General features: G+C 43.1%; 16 protein-coding genes. 10 read left to right on the top strand and 6 right to left on the bottom strand.

Going from position 1 to position 19,179, the window contains the following annotated elements; translation table 11 throughout:
* Positions 1-79 precede the first annotated feature (79 nt).
* Positions 80-1,069, top strand: a complete 990-nt coding sequence (locus K4039_RS10330) for a DUF1517 domain-containing protein (protein WP_265235092.1) — start codon at positions 80-82, stop codon at positions 1,067-1,069.
* Between the two features lie 329 nt (positions 1,070-1,398).
* Entirely contained in the window at positions 1,399-1,953 is a 555-nt protein-coding gene (locus tag K4039_RS10325) for a cyclic nucleotide-binding domain-containing protein (protein ID WP_265235091.1), read from the top strand.
* A 491-nt stretch (positions 1,954-2,444) separates the two neighbouring features.
* On the opposite strand, the gene K4039_RS10320 is transcribed toward K4039_RS10325, so the two are convergent.
* The 3 genes from K4039_RS10320 to K4039_RS10310 all read right to left on the bottom strand — a co-directional run bounded on the left by K4039_RS10320 (position 2,445) and on the right by K4039_RS10310 (position 4,935).
* Positions 2,445-2,891 (bottom strand): hypothetical protein, encoded by a 447-nt coding sequence (locus K4039_RS10320; protein WP_265235090.1) that lies wholly within the window; start codon positions 2,889-2,891, stop codon positions 2,445-2,447.
* Positions 2,892-3,375: 484 nt separating this feature from the next.
* The gene (locus tag K4039_RS10315; RefSeq protein ID WP_265235089.1) at positions 3,376-4,143 is read right to left on the bottom strand and encodes a hypothetical protein; all 768 of its coding nucleotides are present in this window, start codon (positions 4,141-4,143) and stop codon (positions 3,376-3,378) included.
* Positions 4,144-4,701: 558 nt separating this feature from the next.
* Complete coding sequence (locus K4039_RS10310) at positions 4,702-4,935, bottom strand: hypothetical protein (RefSeq protein ID WP_265235088.1); 234 nt, start codon at positions 4,933-4,935, stop codon at positions 4,702-4,704.
* 42 nt (positions 4,936-4,977) lie between these two features.
* On the opposite strand from K4039_RS10310, the gene K4039_RS10305 reads away from it, so the two are divergent.
* Together K4039_RS10305 and K4039_RS10300 are read left to right on the top strand one after the other, a co-directional pair.
* A complete protein-coding gene (locus K4039_RS10305; protein ID WP_265235087.1) occupies positions 4,978-5,676 on the top strand; it encodes a class I SAM-dependent methyltransferase in 699 nt (232 codons plus the stop codon).
* A gap of 318 nt (positions 5,677-5,994) precedes the next feature.
* Positions 5,995-6,627 carry a 7-carboxy-7-deazaguanine synthase QueE gene (locus tag K4039_RS10300; protein WP_265235086.1) on the top strand — a complete coding sequence of 211 codons (633 nt, stop codon included), beginning with the start codon at positions 5,995-5,997 and terminating at the stop codon, positions 6,625-6,627.
* Positions 6,628-7,043: 416 nt separating this feature from the next.
* Here K4039_RS10300 and K4039_RS10295 read toward each other — a convergent pair whose 3' ends face one another.
* Positions 7,044-9,590 carry a WD40 repeat domain-containing protein gene (locus K4039_RS10295; RefSeq protein WP_265235085.1) on the bottom strand — a complete coding sequence of 849 codons (2,547 nt, stop codon included), beginning with the start codon at positions 9,588-9,590 and terminating at the stop codon, positions 7,044-7,046.
* Positions 9,548-10,795 carry an AAA-like domain-containing protein gene (locus K4039_RS10290; RefSeq protein ID WP_265235084.1) on the bottom strand — a complete coding sequence of 416 codons (1,248 nt, stop codon included), beginning with the start codon at positions 10,793-10,795 and terminating at the stop codon, positions 9,548-9,550. Before K4039_RS10290 ends, K4039_RS10295 begins: the two co-directional genes overlap by 43 nt.
* A 404-nt stretch (positions 10,796-11,199) precedes the next feature.
* On the opposite strand from K4039_RS10290, the gene K4039_RS10285 reads away from it, so the two are divergent.
* The 5 genes from K4039_RS10285 (at position 11,200) to K4039_RS10265 (ending at position 16,828) form a co-directional block, all read left to right on the top strand.
* Positions 11,200-12,954, top strand: coding sequence for a hypothetical protein (locus K4039_RS10285; RefSeq protein ID WP_265235083.1), 1,755 nt, complete (start codon positions 11,200-11,202; stop codon positions 12,952-12,954).
* A gap of 131 nt (positions 12,955-13,085) precedes the next feature.
* On the top strand, positions 13,086-14,132 hold the full coding sequence (locus tag K4039_RS10280) for a hypothetical protein (protein WP_265235082.1): 1,047 nt from the start codon (positions 13,086-13,088) through the stop codon (positions 14,130-14,132).
* A 510-nt stretch (positions 14,133-14,642) separates the two neighbouring features.
* Entirely contained in the window at positions 14,643-15,407 is a 765-nt protein-coding gene (locus K4039_RS10275; protein ID WP_265235081.1) for a calcium-binding protein, read from the top strand.
* Positions 15,408-15,574: 167 nt separating this feature from the next.
* Positions 15,575-16,285 (top strand): calcium-binding protein, encoded by a 711-nt coding sequence (locus tag K4039_RS10270; protein WP_265235080.1) that lies wholly within the window; start codon positions 15,575-15,577, stop codon positions 16,283-16,285.
* A gap of 42 nt (positions 16,286-16,327) precedes the next feature.
* The gene (locus K4039_RS10265; protein ID WP_265235079.1) at positions 16,328-16,828 is read left to right on the top strand and encodes a hypothetical protein; all 501 of its coding nucleotides are present in this window, start codon (positions 16,328-16,330) and stop codon (positions 16,826-16,828) included.
* Positions 16,829-16,878: 50 nt separating this feature from the next.
* On the opposite strand, the gene K4039_RS10260 is transcribed toward K4039_RS10265, so the two are convergent.
* Positions 16,879-18,234, bottom strand: a complete 1,356-nt coding sequence (locus K4039_RS10260; protein WP_265235078.1) for an AAA-like domain-containing protein — start codon at positions 18,232-18,234, stop codon at positions 16,879-16,881.
* Between the two features lie 280 nt (positions 18,235-18,514).
* On the opposite strand from K4039_RS10260, the gene K4039_RS10255 reads away from it, so the two are divergent.
* A complete protein-coding gene (locus K4039_RS10255; protein ID WP_265235076.1) occupies positions 18,515-19,057 on the top strand; it encodes a calcium-binding protein in 543 nt (180 codons plus the stop codon).
* Positions 19,058-19,179 lie beyond the last annotated feature (122 nt).

Here is a 19,179-nt window from a genome sequence, read left to right as displayed (position 1 = left end):
ACGCTGCATACCTGGAACCGGGCTGCCCATAAGCCAGAATAGACTGTAAATTATAAATGTATCGAATAGTAACGGTCTTATGTACAAGCAACTAATTTCAAAGATCAAACCGCTTTTGAAATCACTATTTGCGATCGGTCTGGTACTGACGCTAGCCCTCGGTAACGCTGACGGAGCTCTGGCTGCTCGCAGCGGAGGACGGATGGGTGGCGGATCTTTTAGAGCTCCGGCGCGCAGTTACTCGTCTCCGACTCGCAACGCCCCGTCTGGAGGGGGTTACTACCCCGGTGGCTATGGCGGCGGTTTTGGTGGCGGTTTCGGATTCCCTTTCTTGCTGCCGTTTTTCGGTTTTGGCGGCGGGTTTGGTGGCCTGTTCTCGATTTTGATCTTTATTTCGATCGCGAATTTCCTCGTTCAAAGCTTCCGTCGCGCCGGGAATTCAACTGACGAACTCGGCAACAGCGCCCCTACTACCACAGTATCTGTGGCCCGCTTGCAAGTTGGTTTGCTAGCAGAGGCACGCGGTTTGCAGGCCGAACTTGACTCGCTAGCGCGCAAAGTGAATACGGATACAGCGGCCGGTCGCGCTCAAGTGCTGCAAGAATCTACTCTGGCGATGCTGCGACATCCTGAATATTGGGTTTACGCGGGCGCTGACTCTGTGCAAACTCGCTTGGAAGCAGCCGAAGCTAAATTTAACCAGTTTTCTTTGGCAGAACGCAGTAAGTTTACTGAAGAAACGCTCTCGAATTATAACAACCAGCTCCGGCAAGCAGGGAGCAGCAATAACCTGCCAGTTTTGCAGGAAAACGGCGCGCTAGTTGGTACAGATTTGAATTCAGAACCGGGTGAGTTTATTGTGGTGACGGTGATTGTCGGTACTCAAGGCAAATTGCAATTGCCAGTAGTGAAAAACTCTGAAGATTTGCGCCAAGCTTTGCGCCAGATTGGGGGAGTATCGAGCGAGCAGTTGCTGGCGGTTGAGGTGCTGTGGACTCCTCAAGCTAACGGCGATACTCTGACTGCTGATGATATGTTGGCTGGCTATCCTGATTTGCGATCGATTTAGCGAGCAAGATGGGGCGCGGAGTATTGTCTCCCGCGCCCCATCGGGCTGCAAAGCTGTGCGGGCCAACCCGATTGGTTTGAATACGGACTTGAAGCAGGATTTTGTGGAATGCCGATCGAGCTACAAAAGATTGTTCAACAAATGCTAGTATTGAGAGATTAATATTCAGCTTGATTGATCTGCTATTGGCAAGGCTTGCCCTCTAAGGGTTTTGCGAAGAAGTTAGGCAGGATAAAAAAACTGTGTTCAGCGAGGAGTGACTGCTTCGGAAGAAGTTGCGACCGCGCGCCCTCTAAATTTAATATAAAAAGCGATCGGGAGCTAAAGTTATGGCCGACAGCAGTAGAAAAAAAGCACTTTTTATTTTGAGCCAGTTAAATAATGACGATATCGACTGGATAGTCCAAAAAGGCAAAAAAGAAATTCTCAAACCGGGCGCGATTTTGATCCATGAAGGGAGACAGCATGATGCGCTCTACATTGTTTTGAAGGGGAGTATGAGCGTTTGGATCGAAGCTGAGCAGAGTAAAGAACTCGCCAAAATAGGCAGTGGAGAACTTGTGGGAGAAGTTTCTTTCATTGACGCTCGCCCTCCTTTGGCAACGGTGAAGGCGATCGAAGAAACTCACTTGCTGGCAATTCCCCGGCGGCTGTTAATCATTAAGCTTCAACACGATATGGGTTTTGCTTCCCGATTTTATTACGGAATTTCTCTGTGTCTGGCAGACAGGATGCGCGGTACGATCAGACATATAGAATACGGTCGCAATATAGAATTGGATCAACCAGAATTAGAACGCGATGATATTAATCCGAACGTCTTGGAAAATTTGGCGCTAGCTCAGGCCAAGTTTAATTGGCTGAGGGAAAATGTTAAGGCTTGATTAATTTTAATTAAATTCGCATTGATGTCAACTTTAAAATCTCAAAACTGAAGCACTCCTACTTTATACTTAATCAACCTGGTTTTTTTAACCACCCGTGCTAATATCATCTCCGAAGACAATATTAGTTTGTAGTGAGGGCTTCAGCCCTGATCCATGATGCTTGACTGAAGTGCTCAGGAGCGAACTATTATTTATTGCAGGTAATTGACCGCGGATAATATTAAGTCCTAAATTAGACCTGAATAGCAAAAGTCCTTTTAATTAAGTTTTAGGACGGGCGGGACACCCATCCCACAATCAAAAAATACCTAGGATGGGCGTCTCGCCCATCCTAGGTATTTTTCCAAGAGGTATATTATCAAAACATCAGTCTAAAACAAAATAAGGGTGGGTTTTACCGGAAAGGTCGATCGACCTTTCCCCTAAAAAAACCCGTCCCTTTGCAGTTGCAACCTCACGCGCCCAAGCGCTACTACAAACCAGACAACCTAAATAATTCCCGGCCCTTTGTGACGGGTGTCTGCTTCTTCTGTGAGTTTTCCTTCCTCACCTTTTTTATCTTTGATTTCTGCGAGAGTGCGAGCGCGTTCTGCGGCTTCGGCTTCATCTTTTGCTCTCAAATCGCCCGGTTCGTTGATGTACATTTCCGGTTCGATCGCGTAATTGTTAACAAGACCTTCTTGGTCTACTGTATAACCATCTGTAGTGTGAATGCTTTCGTCATCGGTTTGGTCGTCTGTTTTGGCGCTTTTCTGCTTTGCTTCGGTGGTTGCGTGCATGAAGTTAGAGCCTTCGCGCTCTTGTCGCGCTGCTGTCTCAGCAGGAGTAATGCCCCTGTCGTAGTGGGGAGCTTCCATATTAGCTTCGATTTGTTCGTCGGTTGGTGTTGATTTGCTAATTTCACTCTCGGGCGGTGTTGGTTGGCGATTAGTCATGATTTTTTCCTGAGTTATCTTTTCAAAAAGGTCTTTCGCTTATACTTTAATATTAAGCTTAAGCTAACTCATTAACAAACTATCTTTGGTTATAGTTTCCTCAAAATTGCTGTTATCTATAATACACTTATTCCGTCTTCCTCAAGACAGATTTAATTGTGTTTTTATTCAAAAATTTACACCGGGCGAGTATATGGCATCTATCTAAAGATAGAGAATTAGTCATTAGTCATTGGTAATCGGGAATTCGTAATTGGAAATTGCGAAAATGACTAATGACTAATGACGTTCCCGATCGGGGACGTTCGGACGTTGGACGTTCGCTCGGAGGGGAAAGCACTAATGACCAATGACTAATAACTAGCCTTCGGCTTCGCTCAGGCTAAAATGACCAATGACTAGCCTTCGGCTTCGCTCAGGCTAAAATGAATAATGACTAATGACTAATGACTACTGACTACTGACTACTGACTACTGACTTTTTTTATGCTTCTTTATAGAAGCGGATGATTTCGCGGACGTGGTTGAGAAATTGTCCGTCGTCGGTAAGCTGGGCGATCGCACTTTCTGCATCTCTTGCCAGTTTAGTGTGTTCTGCCTGATTTTTCGATCGCAAAGATTGTAGAGATGCGGATAAATTAGTTAATTCTATTGTGGTGGCCTGTTGCTCCCGCTCTTGGACAGCTACCCACGAATTCGGATTATCTGAACTGAATTGATTGGCTAAATCTTTAACTGTAGATTCTAAGTTTGCAAAGCGGCTGCGAAGTTCGACAATATCTTCGCGGGGGTACAAAAATTGGCTGCGGATACTTGTCAGCCGCTGGGCTAAATACTGATAACCTCGGATAGCTGGACGCATTACAGTTAACAGCAGTGCAGCACCGGAACTGAGATAGCCCACAGCACTAATTCCAGTGGCGGCTAAGGTGTAAAGCACGATCGCGCTTACCAGATGCAGGGCGATCGCCACAAAGAGCGATCGGCTAACTAATACATTAACGTATTTGAGTTGTTCCTGATCGACAGCAATATTTTTTTTGGTAGATTCCGCAGCTTGCGATAAAACTTCTTTAGCTTCAAAATGGACATTCCAAGGAACTGTAACTATCAGCAACAGCCATTCAAAAATAGCAATGGCAATTACCCAATCAATAAAACTGCCTGCGGGGACGTGCAGCCATTGCAGAATAGCAAAAATTAACAATAAAAATAGGCCAGTACCGGCACCGAAACCTGCAAAACTGTACATAACGAGAGCCTTTGTGAAATGTTATTTTGATTGTGAGTAGGTTGTTTTAGTCTGGAGTCCGAAACTGTGACAGTTAAGTAATCGTCCTATTAATCCCGGTTGATTAGTTATGAGTAACAGTGCGAGGCAAGGGTTGCAACCAACCTGGCTTTTCGGCGAAATACTTGCTATATCTCAATCGTGGAATGCTATTTTGATTGTGGGTAGGTTTTTGAGGTATGGAAGAATAAGCTGTGACAGTTGAGAAAGCGTCCTATTGTTGAACCCAGTTTATTAGTGATTAGTAATATTCCAGGACACAATAGTTTCCAGATGCCTGGTTTGTTTAAAAAAAAAATACGCAGGATTTCACCGAGCAATAATAGTTAAATAAAACGGTTTGTTTGTGAAAAGTGCGTAAGTTCTAAATAATTACTTATTAGCTATTAGCGATCGGGATAAAGTCAGATTCTCCCCAACTGATACCATTTGAGATTTAAGATTTGAGATTAGTAATGACTGATTGTGTTTGAGTTTGCACCTTGTCTAAAGTTGCATTCTTTTTTGAACTGGTATAACTCACAGGGTTACGCTTGGGGAAGAACGCAGCAATGTCAAAACGCTCCTCTCTCCACTTTTCTTTTGCAGAGCTGCTCGATCGCCTGCGGCTGAGATAAACTGATTGAAAGGTCGATCGCACGTTGAGCAAATTACCAGCTTGTTACCAAGGCGGTGATACTGCAACCTGCGATCGGCCACAGCAAAATAGGTGCTAAAATTAACTCTACCGTCTCCGATTTTCAATAACTGCACGTCTACCACGTAAAATCAAAAGTCAGCAGGAAGGACAAACCGATGACGAACTCAACTATTGGTCTGGAAAATAAACTTTACGATTATCTATTATCTATTTCCCTGCGGGAGCCAGATATTCTCGCTGCGTTGCGGGAAGAAACTGCTAAGCATCCTATGGGTATGATGCAAATAGCTCCCGAACAAGGTCAGTTTATGGAGATGCTAGTGCAGCTTATGGGAGCAACAAAAACCTTAGAAATTGGCGTTTTTACTGGTTATAGCTCGCTGTGTGTAGCTTTAGCGCTGCCTTCTAACGGTAAAATTATTGCTTGCGATGTCAGCGAGGAATATACTTCGATCGCGCGACGCTATTGGGAAGCTGCGGGTGTCGCAAACAAAATTTCTTTGCAGTTGGGCCCAGCAATAAATACTCTCGACAAACTAATAGCCGAGGGACAAATAGGAACCTTTGATTTTGCTTTTATAGACGCAGATAAAGAAAATTATGAGGCTTATTTTGAGCGATCGCTCCAACTTGTACGCAATGGCGGTTTAATAGTAATTGATAACGTTCTGTGGTCGGGACGAGTTGCCGATCCTGAAGTACAAGACACAAGTACCACCGCCATTCGTGCTTTTAATGACAAATTGCGTAACGATCCCAGAGTTACTCTCAGTGTTGTCCCCATTGGTGACGGACTGACTTTAGCCCTGAAACGCCGCTGGGCGACTATGATGCAGCCCGAACATCACAATTAAAGAGTTGTAGTTGCTGGGAATTTTATTAAGGCCAAAGAAACCAGGTTTTTATCTGTATTGAAGGCTGCGATACAGTATTATCGTGAAAAACAAGAAGGAGAATCTGAGTTTTCCATTTATAGTGCGAGCGTCCCCGCTCGCGAGTTGTATAATCCGCGAGCGGGGACGCTCGCACTATAAAAAAGGCTTTTTGCAAAACACCAGATGCTCCAAAAACCCGGTTTCTGCCTATCGGTGTATCTAGAACTATATTAATTGCCGACGATCAATTACAATTAATCAAAATCCTCAACAAATATTATTAATTTAAAGTGACAAATGCTGGCATCAAATTTACAAATAAAATTACCAATTCACGAAACTTTTCAGTGCACTGTTCAAGGCGAAGGTTATTGGACTGGCACCTTGGTAGATTTTATTAGATTGGCCGGTTGTCCCGTGGGTTGTCCGTGGTGCGATACAGGCTATGGAAATGGTGGCAAAAGTTTGCCATCTGTGCCACAGTCGATCTCTCAACTATTGGCAGAATTGCAGTCTCCGAGAGTTGTCATTACTGGCGGCGAACCTTTCATCCAACCGAATTTGCCGGAGTTAGTTGCAGCATTGTTACAAGCTGACAAACAGGTAAGTATTGAAACTTCTGGGGCTTATTGGCAAGATGTTTCGCCGCTGGCTTGGATTACTCTTTCTCCTAAAGAACACATCAATCCTAAATATCCGGTACAAGAGCATTTATGGAAGAAAGCCAATGAAATTAAATTGGTGGTTAGCACTGGCGAAGAAGTTGATTTTTACAAAAAATATTTTCTTGATAATCTGAATATTCCTGTATATTTGCAGCCGGAGTGGGAGAAGCGCGATCGGGCGATTCCGATTATTTTGGAGTTGCTAAAACAGCATCCTAGTTACAGGTTGTCTTTGCAAACTCACAAGTTTATTGGTGTCCAATAAACATCCAAAAATCCTGTAGGTTCGAGTTCGCTAACCATCTATGAAACCCACAAATAATTTCATAAATTCGCCATATTTCCGCCATGATTCACATCAACGTCTTAGATAGTGTCGGGTAGATTAGCACAACAAAAATGGTTCGTAGTGCGGACTTCAGTCCGCTCTTTGGATGCGGACTTCAGTCCGCACTACGAACGAAGATTAGATATTATTCAATAAATTCACGGTACTTTTTTATTGTTTGTGGGTGGGGGCGGGTTTACAATATTATTCATTTTTATCATAAATGGTTGGTGAACCCGCCCCTACCAGCGATGAATTTTGGAATGATTTATTTCAGTTTTGAACATCGCACAAATCGGCAATTGCCATTTATTCAGGATGGTTAGCAATATAATTTCTCAGCCATAAATTATTTATTTACATATTTTGCTAAATTTTCTCGCCTCTTCAGGATGAGAAGCAAAGTAATCTTCCAACCATAAGCAGCCTTGTCTGATAAAATGATCTAAATCAAATTCTAAGTTCCATAACTTGATAGTATTGTCAAGCCCACTAGAAGCCAGTGTTTTACCATCTGGACTAAACATCACGCTGGTAACGCTGCCAAGGTGTCCTTCTAAAGTTGATATTTCCAGACCATTTTCTACATTCCATATCCTCACTGTACCGTCATCGCTAGAGGAAGCTAAAGTCTTGCCATCTGGACTAAAACTGATATTGGTTATATCAGATAAATGTCCTTCTAGGGTGAACAATAATCGGCCATTTTCTGCATTCCATAGTTTGACTATACTGTCCGAACCACCAGAAGCAAAAACTTTACCATTTGGGCTAAAGCTAATGGTAGCTACCCAACCGCTATGGGCGGGAAAACTCTGGCTTAAACTCCTTGTTTTTAAATTTAATAGCTGTATATCACCGTCAGAACAAGCCACAACTAGAGCTTTTCCATCTGGACTAAAACTTAAATCGGTAACAATACTGCGAGGTTCTTTAAAGGTTTGCAATAGCCTCATATCTGCTACATTCCAAAGTTTTACCGTACTATCAGAACTGCCAGAAACCAAGGTCTTTCCATCTGGACTAAAGCGAACGCTTCTCACCCAAGCACGATGACCGTTGAGAGTTTTTAGTAGTCTACCATCTTGCACATTCCACAACTTAATTGTTTTGTCAACACTGCCGGAAGCTAATATATTACCATCGGGACTAAAACTAACACTTAGCACCAGACCTTGATGACCGCTGAGAGTTTGGAGTAAAGTACCATTTTTCTTATTCCATAACTTTATTTTAAAGTCGTCGCTACCGGAAGCTAACATCTTACCGTCGGGACTAAAACTTACAGCTCGAACATTAGTGCTATTTCCTTTAATGGTTTGCGGTTCCCTCACCTCTAAATTCCAGAGCTTAATTGCACTATCAAAACTTCCAGAAACCAGAGTTTTGCCATCGGGACTAAAACCAATACTCAAAATTCTGCCACGATGTCCTTTAAGAAGTTGCGGTTCAGTTGTATTGTCGTTTATATCCTCTAAATTCCACAATTTGACTGTACTATCGGAACTGATAGTGGCTAGAGTATTGCCATCTGGACTAAAAATTGCACTCCAGACAGCCCTGCGATGGGTTGGAAGGTTTTGCAGTAAAGTTCCATCTACTACATTCCACAGTTTCACTATGCCGTCTTGATCGGTAGAAGCTAAGGTTTTACCATCGGGACTGAAACTGACACTTCTGGTGTTACTTTTATGATCTTCCAGAGTATTTATGAGAGTTCCATCGCCAATATTCCAAAGCTTCACGGTTGTATCAAAACTTGCAAAAACGAGAGTTTTACCATCGGGACTAAAACTAATATGGGTAACGCTCTGGGTATGTGCTTTCAGAGTTTTTAATAATGTAGCGTCGGCTGTTTTCCACAAATTGATAAAACCAGCGGAACTACAGGAAGCGAAAATTTGACCGTCAGGACTAAAGCTGACACTTCTCACCCAGCTATGATGAGCCTTAATAGTTTTAATTAAAGTGCTGCGCGTTACATCCCACAATTTGACAGTACCATCTTCACTTCCAGAAGCCAAAATCTTGCCTTGAGGATGAAAACTCACACTCGTAACTCTACCAGTATGTCCTGTCAGGGTTGATATTAATGTAGCTGGTCTAGCATTCCATAATTTTACTGTACGATCCTCGCTAGCAGAAGCAAAAATTTTGCCATCGGGACTGAAAGTTACACTTCTGATAGCGCCACGATGACCGATCGCGCGATCGCGTTCTCTAACATGATAAATTGCCTGTTGTAGCCCCCTGGTTACTTGTATCTGTGTCTCATTGCTGGCTGATTTTTCTAATCCTTTGATCTGTTGTGCTGCTTGTAACGCTTTCAGCAGCGCCTCAAAAGAATCGGAAACCAAAGCTGCTTTAGAGAATGAAGTTTGCAAGATTACTTGTTGTTCTGCTAGTTGCTGTTGGGCTTGTTTTACTTGTAATTGGATTGAGATTGCTGTGATGATAGAAATTGCCAAAACTATAGAACCGATAGCCACAATCCGAGTAGCCCTCCGCTGGGCTTGAGTTAATTTTAGTTTTGCTTTTTGTTGAGCCAAAACTAAAATTTCATTCGCATCTGCTAATATCTGACCTTCTTCTTCTTTGACGACTAAAGCCTGTTGAACTTCTCGCTTTTCCCAATTTTGAGCCGCCGCTAAAAAGCGGTAGTCCAGAGGACTTAAACTTTGATTTTTTGCCCAATCTAAAGCTTCTTGTAGGGCATTTCCCCGCAGCAGCCGCGAATTATCTTCAAAATTGGCAGCATTCCAAGCATTAAAATTTTCCGCATAGGGGCGAAGCTTTCCCAACTGTTTATCCACCCATTCAAGATTGAATATTGCCGCATAAATTAGGTTGTAAACTTTTAATTTGCCTTGATGCAAAACCACCAAACCTGAGAGGCGCAATTCTGTTTGTTCGTGACTGCCATCGGCAAGAACCCCCCCTGCCCCCCCTTGCTAAGGGGGGGAGTAAGAGTGCTTATTTTTTCAGGGCTAAGGGAGGATTCTTGAGTATTTAGCCCCCCCTTAGCAAGGGGGAGTTGGGGGGGGTTTGCGCTTATTTTTTCAGGGCTAAGGGAGGATTCTTGAGTATTTAGCCCCCCCTTAGCAAGGGGGGGTTGGGGGGGGTTTGCGGATTGCAAAATTTGCTGGTAAAGCCCTAATAACTGGCCTGCTTTTTGCTGATTTCTCAAAATGCGATCGCGAATAGTTTTCAAATGTTCAGGCTCATCCTGAGACTCCCAATTCTCCACAATCCGCAACTGCACCACCTCTTCAACCGATCGCAAATTTCCCAATGCAGATTCCTCAAGCATCAGTTTGCATAGCTTTTGCGTTAAAAAAGGTTGTCCCCCCGTCCAATCTAGGATTTGGGCGATCCTCTGCGAGGGCTTCGCTAACGCACTTTCAGCATTATCAACCAGCCCCTGCCAACCATCAATCAAAGGCTGCACTTCATTAATTGTAAAACCGCCTAAATTTATCGCCTTACCAATATTAAAAGGAGTTTGAGTTTTATCAGCAATCAAATCCGCCGGTGTCGCCACCCCCAACAGCGCAAAAGTCAAACGTCGGTATAAAAAATTGTCAACTCTTTGATTGTAAAACCAGCGAATCAGAGCAAAAAACTCATCCGTAGAAAAATTCATGCTCAAAACGCGATCGATCTCGTCAACAAAAATAACAATATTTGATTCTATCTCAACTAAAACAACTTCTTCAATAAACAAACTAAACCGCTGGAGAGGCGAAAACAAATCCCGGCGATCGCGCCACCAACTCCGCCAATTAACTTTATTGCCTAGCTGACAGCTACTAACTAAAGAATTAACAATACCAGCATACCATTTTTCCGCAGTTACATCCTCCTTACCAATCCCAGTTAAATCGATAAAAGCGCAAACAGTACCTTCAGCTTGCAATCTTTGCATAGCCCGCACCCGCAAACTAGACTTACCCATTTGCCGGGAATTCAAAACGTAACAAAACTCACCAGCCTTCAAACATTCATAAAAGTCCAAGTCTGCTTGCCGCGTCACGTAACTAGACGCATCTGCTGGGAGACTCCCGCCAATCTGATATTCATAACCAAGTGGAGATTCTTTAATCATTGCTTGCACCTCAATCTAGACTCGATTGTACGATCGCTTACCTGACTGTGTAGCGATTTATTAAAAAACCTGACTTTTGCTGATTTTGCTGATGCTCGATCGGGCTACACCTGATTTTTTCCTATAAATTCAGAGCCGAAAGCTATTTATCAGTTCCTATAATACCTGATTTTATCACCATTGCCGTTCAAGAGTTTTAGCAAGAAACTGATAACAAGAAGTGAAAGATGCAGTTAAAAACACGAAATTCACGAGAAGCCCCACGTCTTGCCCGAAGGGAAGTGTGGGATGAATCGCGGGTCAACGGAGGTACGGAGTTGACCAAATCAACTAATCGCTAGGTCGATCTTGATTCTCAATATAATGCTGTAGAGCATTTTCTCCCCTGTCTAGCTTTCGCAGGAATGAAACCTTCTGCCTTCTGCCTCTTTCAAAACATTTCTCGTTTCGACACCACTAATTCACTCAAGGATAGTTACATGATTGACGATTTTAGTTTGCCGCCCACAGTTATTAGAGTTTTAATCGTTGGCGATAAAAACGCACAGTCCACAATCGATTTTGGCGATGGCGATTTTGGTTTATCAGAATTAATTAAAGCTCTTGAAATTAATTCTGTCAATCTCGGATTGTATGTGGATTTCAAGATAACAAAAGTTCATCGGGCTACAGGTACTGATAATGATAAGACGGATTTTCGGTTCAATAGCCTAGAAATGTTCAATCCCAAAGATTATGATGAAATCTGGTTTTTTGGAATGTCCCGATTTGTAGACCCCGTAAAAGAGCCAAAAAAATTTGAAAATTCATTATCTTTGAAGGATGACGAATTGAAAATTATTTCTCAGTTTATGGATAATGGCGGAGGAGTTTTTGCCACAGGAGATCACCAAGATATAGGAAATGGACTATGCGCCCGTATACCTCGCGTCAGAAGTATGCGTAAATGGTATTTCCCCAAAGAGGGGCTATATGGAGAACCTGTAGCTCCACCAGTTGGAGTTCCAGGAATGGAGGAAAATCAAGATCAAGGTCAAGATTCGTCTAAAAGACATGACACCTTGAGGGAAGGAAACGATTCCGGATATCAATTTGATGACCAATCGGATGATATTCCCCAGCAAATTATTCCCAAAATGTACTCAACTATATTTTGGACTAAAGAGGGGATTTTCAAAAAACGCTATCCTCATCCTTTGCTCTCCAAATCTCGTGGTGTAATCAACGTTCTTCCGGATCATATGCACGAGGGAGAATGCTATGTTGATGAGGATTTAACGAAAACTTTTCCCTTTGATGGATACACCATAACCGAGTATCCTATTTTGCCAAAGACTGGTAAACCCCTAAAACCAGAAGTGATTGCGGAAGCAATAGTTATTGGAGGTCACAAGGATGAATACTCCAGTCTGCCAACAAAAGCCAAAATTTTTGGTGTCTTAGGAGCTTATGACGGACATAAAGTTAATGTCGGAAGAGTTGCGGTGGATGCAACTTGGCATCACTTCATTAACATCAATGTCATCGGCGAGACTCCTCATAACCAAGATGACATAAAGCATCAAGGCTTCAATGCTTCTGATAAAGGCAAAAAAGTTTACAACGATATCAAAACCTACTGGCGAAATATTGGTGTTTGGCTGGCTCCTAAAAAAATCCAAAAATCAATACTTGCAACAGCCTTATGGGGAATACGTTGGAGTTATCCGCTAGTAGAGGAATTGTCGTCCAGAACAGTTCAAGAAGGCTTGAGTCGTGAGGGAATATTATACCTGGGTCGTGTAGCACGATATTCCTTGAATAATATTTCTTCTGAAGAGCAAGTAATTCAGTGGCTAATTCCTTCCCTTACTGAAATAGAGGATATCGTCTCTCCTTGGTGGGGTAATTCAGAGTCAGCTCCTGATTTAGTTTTTGATGTGATTGTCAACTCGGTACTTGGAGGTATGATTTTATCAATTGCCAAAGAGTTTCCAGAACGCAGTCAAGAAAATAAACTGAGAGCTGAAAGAGAGTTGAACCGAGTTTTAGATTCTGGAGTTTATTTAGGAATTAAAGCTGCTCAAGAAACATTACGAATCTCAGTCAGGCAAATAGAAAGCATCAGTTCTCAGATTGAAAAATTTGCAGAAGTTAAACAGGAGAATTCTCGGCAATAGCTATTGATTAGTTTAAGGAGCAAGCAAGTTAAATTTATTTGCTCCTTGCCAAGAATGGTCAATAGCTACTAAATATACAGATGCGTTTGCAATCAAAATAAATTACAGTCAACTAAGAAGGCTAGAAACAGATGACGAAACTATCCCCTTTTAATCCCACTTCTAAAGATTTACCGAAAGATAGCGGAATCTGTAAATTAAACAAATTCGCGCTCTTTGAAGGACCAGACATTACAGATATCACGGACAAGCCAGATCCAGGTTGTCCCGAAGCCATTGATAAGCTCGAAAAGTACAATCAGCAACTCAAAGATGAGGGCAAGAAGCCCCTTAACGCCCACTTCTACTTCCTCAGTGAAATTGAAGATTTGATTGGTGGCTGCCAAAATCTTCCTTGCTTCCTCAAAGCAATAGCAAACACCAAATACAGCAACGCGACACTAATTATCGATAAGGTTTGCCACCTCTCTGAACCACTGATAATTCCCTCTCGGTTTACTCTTGCAGGCGTTGGCATCGACGGAGAAGGTAAACTCGAATTCGATAATCTTCCTGACGGTGTTTCTGCGATCTGCTTGGATAAAGCTGCTACCAATATCACTATCCGCGATCTGGCGATTGGGCGTGTCGGTGGTGGAGTCAATATCGGTATTGATGTCTCGCGCGCCAACAAAGTCTTTATCCGGGACGTGATTGTCACAGGCTTCTTTGCAGGAATCTATGGCAGTCGTCCTGGTTGGTTGGCTTTATCGGTATATGTTGACCGTAGCAGCATCTTTGGAAACGATTACAACATTGTGATGCACAGAAACGCTTTCCACTGGAGGATTCGCGACTGCATCCTGAATCAGGCTAAGTGTTGGGGTCTCCTGATCTTTGGCAAAGATAACGACCCTGTACCACCACCTGAGAACAATATGGGATGGGGAAACGATTATTTGATATCCGGTTGTCGCTTTGAGGGAAGTGGAATTGGTGGTGCCTTGCTGGGGTCGCACGCGGCGATGTTGATGAACAATCGGTTCGAGCAGAACGGCGGTGTTGGCGGTGTCGGCGTGAAGATTCAGCCATCGGCGACAGGAACTCGGATGGTGTCCAACGTTATTAGCGGCAACCAGGTGCTTGACACATCGAAAAAATCTGAAACGCAGCGGTGGGGAGACATTGAAACAGCGTGATGGCCAGCGTGTCGATCGCTCTGGACTGTCAAAACAAGAGGAATTATTCTTTCATTCCTCATGAGCGAATGCCTACGGCGCGCTACGTGCTTGTGTCCAGCACTATCACTATAGCTTTGCGCGATCGCCTTTTCAGTTGACAAAAAACTGAGGGCGATTCCTTTGTCTTTTATTGACGCTATCTGTTGGATACTCTCGCATCGGACGCCAGCACCCAAATCTAGACTTGATTGTACGATCGCAAACCTGACGATGTAGAGATTTACCAAAAAACCTGACTTTTGCTGATTTTAATGATGCTTTGTCAGGGTGCACCTGATTTTTTCCTATAAATTCAAAGCCTGAAGTTATTTGTCAGTTCCTATAATACCTGATTTTATCACCATTGCCGTTCAAGAGTTTTAGCGAGAAACTGATAACAGGAAGCGAGAAGGGCAGCAAAAAAATATAAATAGCAACCATTACTTCCTAAATAAACCAATTAGTTTGAAATACAAAGGAGCAACTGAAATGGCAAATATCAACGGTACTCAATTCAATGACAACAATACTGTCAACGGGGACAATAAGTTGCACAAATCATTAGTGGGAACCGATTCGGAATGGCAGCAAAGTCCGAACGGGCTAGTATTAACGCTTGGCAATGATGTAATCCACGGCCTGGAAGGCAAGGATATCATTTACGGTCGTGGAGGGAGCGATCGCTTATACGGCGACAGCGGTAATGATATCATTTACGGCGGTGATGGCAGCAACAGTGGCAACAACTTCAATAACAGCGACTATCTGGATGGCGGCAGTGGCAACGACAACCTGTACGGCGAGACTGGCAGCGACCAATTGTACGGCGGCAGTGGCAACGACTATCTGGATGGCGGCAGTGGCAACGACGACCTGTGGGGCGAGGCTGGCAATGACATTCTTACTGGCGGTGCTGGCAATGATTACCTTAACGGTTTCAGCAACGGCACCGAATTTGACACCCTCACAGGCGGCGCTAACGCGGACACTTTCGTGCTGGGCGCGCAATCCTACTACAATTTCTACACCGGAGATGGTTTCGGCCTAATTACAGACTTTAACTCATTAGAAGGCGATAAAATCGCACTCTTTGAGACTCTAGATAAATACACTGTGGTGTCTGGAGACTTCGGGTATGGCAACGCTGCTCTAGATACTAAGATATTGTTCGGAAATGATGTAATTGGTGTGTTGCAAGACACCACCAATGTCACAGCGACGGACTTCATCCTTGGCGATCCGTTTCCTGGCTAAGCCGATCGCCCTCTGCCTGGTTAAACTTAGCCGTATTATTTGACGGCGTTACAAAAGTTATGGCAGAGGGAATAAATCAAGTTTTAACGATTCAAAACAATGTAGTAGCGATCGTACAGGTTGCTCAATCTCTACGTCCTAATTTTGAACAACAATGAGTAACAGAAATGGCAATTATTAATGGCACTAACTTCAACGACAACGGTATCGATAAACCCAAGTTAATTGGAACTAATGCAGATGATTCAATCTTTGGCTATACAGGAAATGACATATTGTCGGGTATTGGTGGAGATGACAAGCTGTACGGCGCTTCTGGTAGCGATGAGCTGTATGGTGGCGCTGGTAATGATTATTTAGATGGTGGGTTTGACAACGACGTTCTCGATGGTGGCTCTGGTAATGACACTTTATATGGTGGCGCTGGCTACGACTATCTAGTTGGTGGCTTTGGCAACGACGTTCTCGATGGTGGCAATTTAGATGATGCTCTACTTGGTGGTACGGGCAGCGATAGTCTCTTCGGCGGGAGTGGTAACGATCAACTTACTGGTTACGGCTTTGGGCCAAATGAATTCGACTTCCTCACAGGTGGCATTGGGAAGGACACCTTCGTGTTGGGTGACATAAATAGTGTTTACCACGTCACAAATGGCTACGCCACAATTACGGACTTTAGTTTAGCTCAAACCGATAAAATCCAAATCAAAGGCTTTCTCAAAGACGGTTACTCGCTTGGGCTTGGCAACTGGGAAGGTAGCAATGCCCAAGACACGGGAATCTTCTACAAGGGTGATTTAATTGGTGTTGTGCAAGACCAAAACATTACTAATCTCAACCCAAATCAGGTGTTTATTTCTGCATCTAGTCCGCTCTAATACCTGATTTTATTACCCAACAACATTACTTGGAGAATCATCATGAATAACAACATTCAAAACCAAAAAATCTCAGTTGTACGGTCTGTAAGATCTATCGTCCTTGCCACCTTGATGGCAGTATCTTTTTCCTCTGCAATGGCAATTTTAGGTAACACTTCTCAAGTTTTTGCCAACCCTTTAAAATCACAACAGGTTAATCACCTTCAAATTAATGAAGTAATTACTTCCCCATCTTCGATTGTCGGCAACTGGAAAGGGAATCTTTCTCATCGAGGTGATGATGCCTTAACCTCTGTTGAAATGGTTATCAAACAGGGAGCAAACCAGCAAGGAACATGGAAATTTATAGGAGAAAATAATACTCCTTTTGAAAGTGGTGCAGTAGTTGCCTCTGTAGGTGCTAATAGTGCAACTTTGGAATTCAAGCAAAAAGACAAAAAACCTAGTTGGTTTTTCAAATGCAAACTTCCCAACAATACCCAGCTTTCTTGCGAAAAGGTTGGCAATACAAATTGGAAGCTCACTTTGAAAAAAAATTAGCTTGACTCGCGAGAAGCCCTACGTCTCACCGGAAGGTGAGCGTGTTTTCTTTAACCTAAAACACGGCAGAAATACTCGCGGTACAAATTGCAGCGCGGCATCACATAATTGTTTTGCCGCCCCACAATTCCCATGCTGTGCAACTTATAAATTTGCATTGAATCCAATTCAACTGCTTCCGGGGAATTTACAACTTTTTTCAAAGCTAAAGCTAATTCGGGATTTTGTTGCAGAATTTCTAAATGCCTCCGCAAATGATTGCTGTAGATTCCCGATTCTGAGGCAGCATTTTTTAATAGCTGATTTAATGAGATTTTCCCACAACTAACCTCATACATTGCCAATCTTACTAAATAAGGATGTCCGCCGATCGCACAAATCAACTCTTGCAACTGTCCATCACGCCAATCCAAGCCGTGCAAACGAGCTAAATCATAAATTTGCTGGCTCTCAAACTCCTGCAACTCAACGGGAACTCCCGCATTAAACGGAGATTGATTCATATCCAAAGGAATATAAACCTCCGTAGAATGGGCCATTACCAACCGTAAATTTTTCCAGATATCAGAAATTTTGGCTTTTTCGTGCCAGCTTCGCAGCATCCCCAGAAAATCTTCAACTACTTCTGTGTAGGGAAATATGCGATCGACTTGATCCAATCCCAACACTAGAGGAGTTGCTATTTCTGCCAGCAAATACTCTTCAAAGTATACTGTACAGTTATCGTTGCTGCCTAAAATATCGGTATCCCAATACTCGTTTAACTTATTTTCTAACTTTAACTGCCGGCTTACCATCAAGCACAACCAGCGCAGAAATTTATCAAGATTTGTTAAAATCCCTCGGTCGGCGGCGCTCAAATCTAAATAAACTGCGTGATAATTTTCCCGGACAGCGCTAGCTAAAATTCGGTTTATCAGTGAAGTTTTACCCATCATCTCCGGGGCCTTAATCCGAATCAGAGAACCGGGTTTGACAACCGTTTCCTCGCAGAGAGAGTCGATGCTGGAACGCTCTATATAAAAAGGTGAATCTAAGGCTACTGAACCTTCGGGAAATTGCAAATTTGCGGCTGTCGGTAATGTTGGCGAGGGCGGATTTGCGTGCAGAGATTGACTTGGTTCTGCTTCATAAGCTCTCCTCAGCGCTTCTTTGAAATTTTTCTTGGTAATTCTTTCTCCCAAAGCTTCTGAAAGCTTGTGCCACAACTTGTTGCCGACATCTTTGTTGAGGTATTCAGCGCTGTAGCCGTAGGTTTTGGCAATTTGATCGTAACTTTTGCCCTCCCAAGAACCTTGAAGGACTTTCATTTCGATGTCGCTGAGATATTTGCCGGTGTTTTGAGCAAAAATGCGATCGGCTGATTCTTTGGTTTTGCTCCAAGAGAATTCTAATTCTGATTTCATGGGATCGCCCGTGAGTACGTATATACGTAAGTATGCAGACTATTGCCAGAGAGGAGTTGTTCCTCCATCGGGAAATTACCCTGACTTTTCCCTATTTTAACTGATTTAAGCTGAGTTTTTACTGTAAATCATTGCTGCCAGCCATTTTTGAATTATTTAAACACCTGATTTTATTCCCATTGTCGCTTGCTTGACGAAAGGAGAAACTAGAGACATCAAGCAAGTTAGTTGAGTCTTTCTCACCCTTGCACTAATTAGACAAAAACAAGGAGCCACAAAAATGTCATCAATTATCAAAGGTACAGACTACGACGACAACAACACTGTCAACGGCGACGGTAAACTCCACAAATCCTTAGTTGGACAAAATTGGACAATCAACGACCAAGGTCAAATTCAGCTTTCCAATGATACAATCTACGGCAATAAAGGCGATGATATCTTGTCAGGTCTCGACGGAGATGACATCCTCTACGGTGGCTACGGTGGCGATAAGCTAGATGGCGGCGCGGGTAACGATAAATTATACGGCGAAGCTGGCGAAGATTTGCTGTATGGAGGTGCTGGCAAAGATTATCTGAGCGGCGGACTTCACAACGATCATTTATTCGGAGGAAGCGGCAAAGATTATCTGATTGGTGGCGACGGTAACGATTACCTTGACGGTGCTAATTTTTCAGGTGCTGGTAACGGTATCGGCGGCGGAAGTGAATCGGATTCTCTCGCAGGCGGCGCGGGTGCGGACACATTTGTACTCGGCAACGTTAACAATGTTTACTATCTTGGCACCGGCTATGCTACGATTACCGATTTTAGTGTATAGCAATCCTAAATCATTATCTACACTTATTATGATATAATTATATGCAATAATTGATTGTGACAATAAAAAAATGAATAACTTACAAATGCCACAGAAAGATATGGAAAAAGAAAGAGCGGCGT

The organism is Lyngbya sp. CCAP 1446/10, assembly GCF_026130175.1.
GTDB lineage: Bacteria > Cyanobacteriota > Cyanobacteriia > Cyanobacteriales > Microcoleaceae > Microcoleus.
The sequence above is the reverse complement of the archived record's forward strand: the minus strand, read 5'-3'. Positions and strand labels throughout refer to the sequence as shown.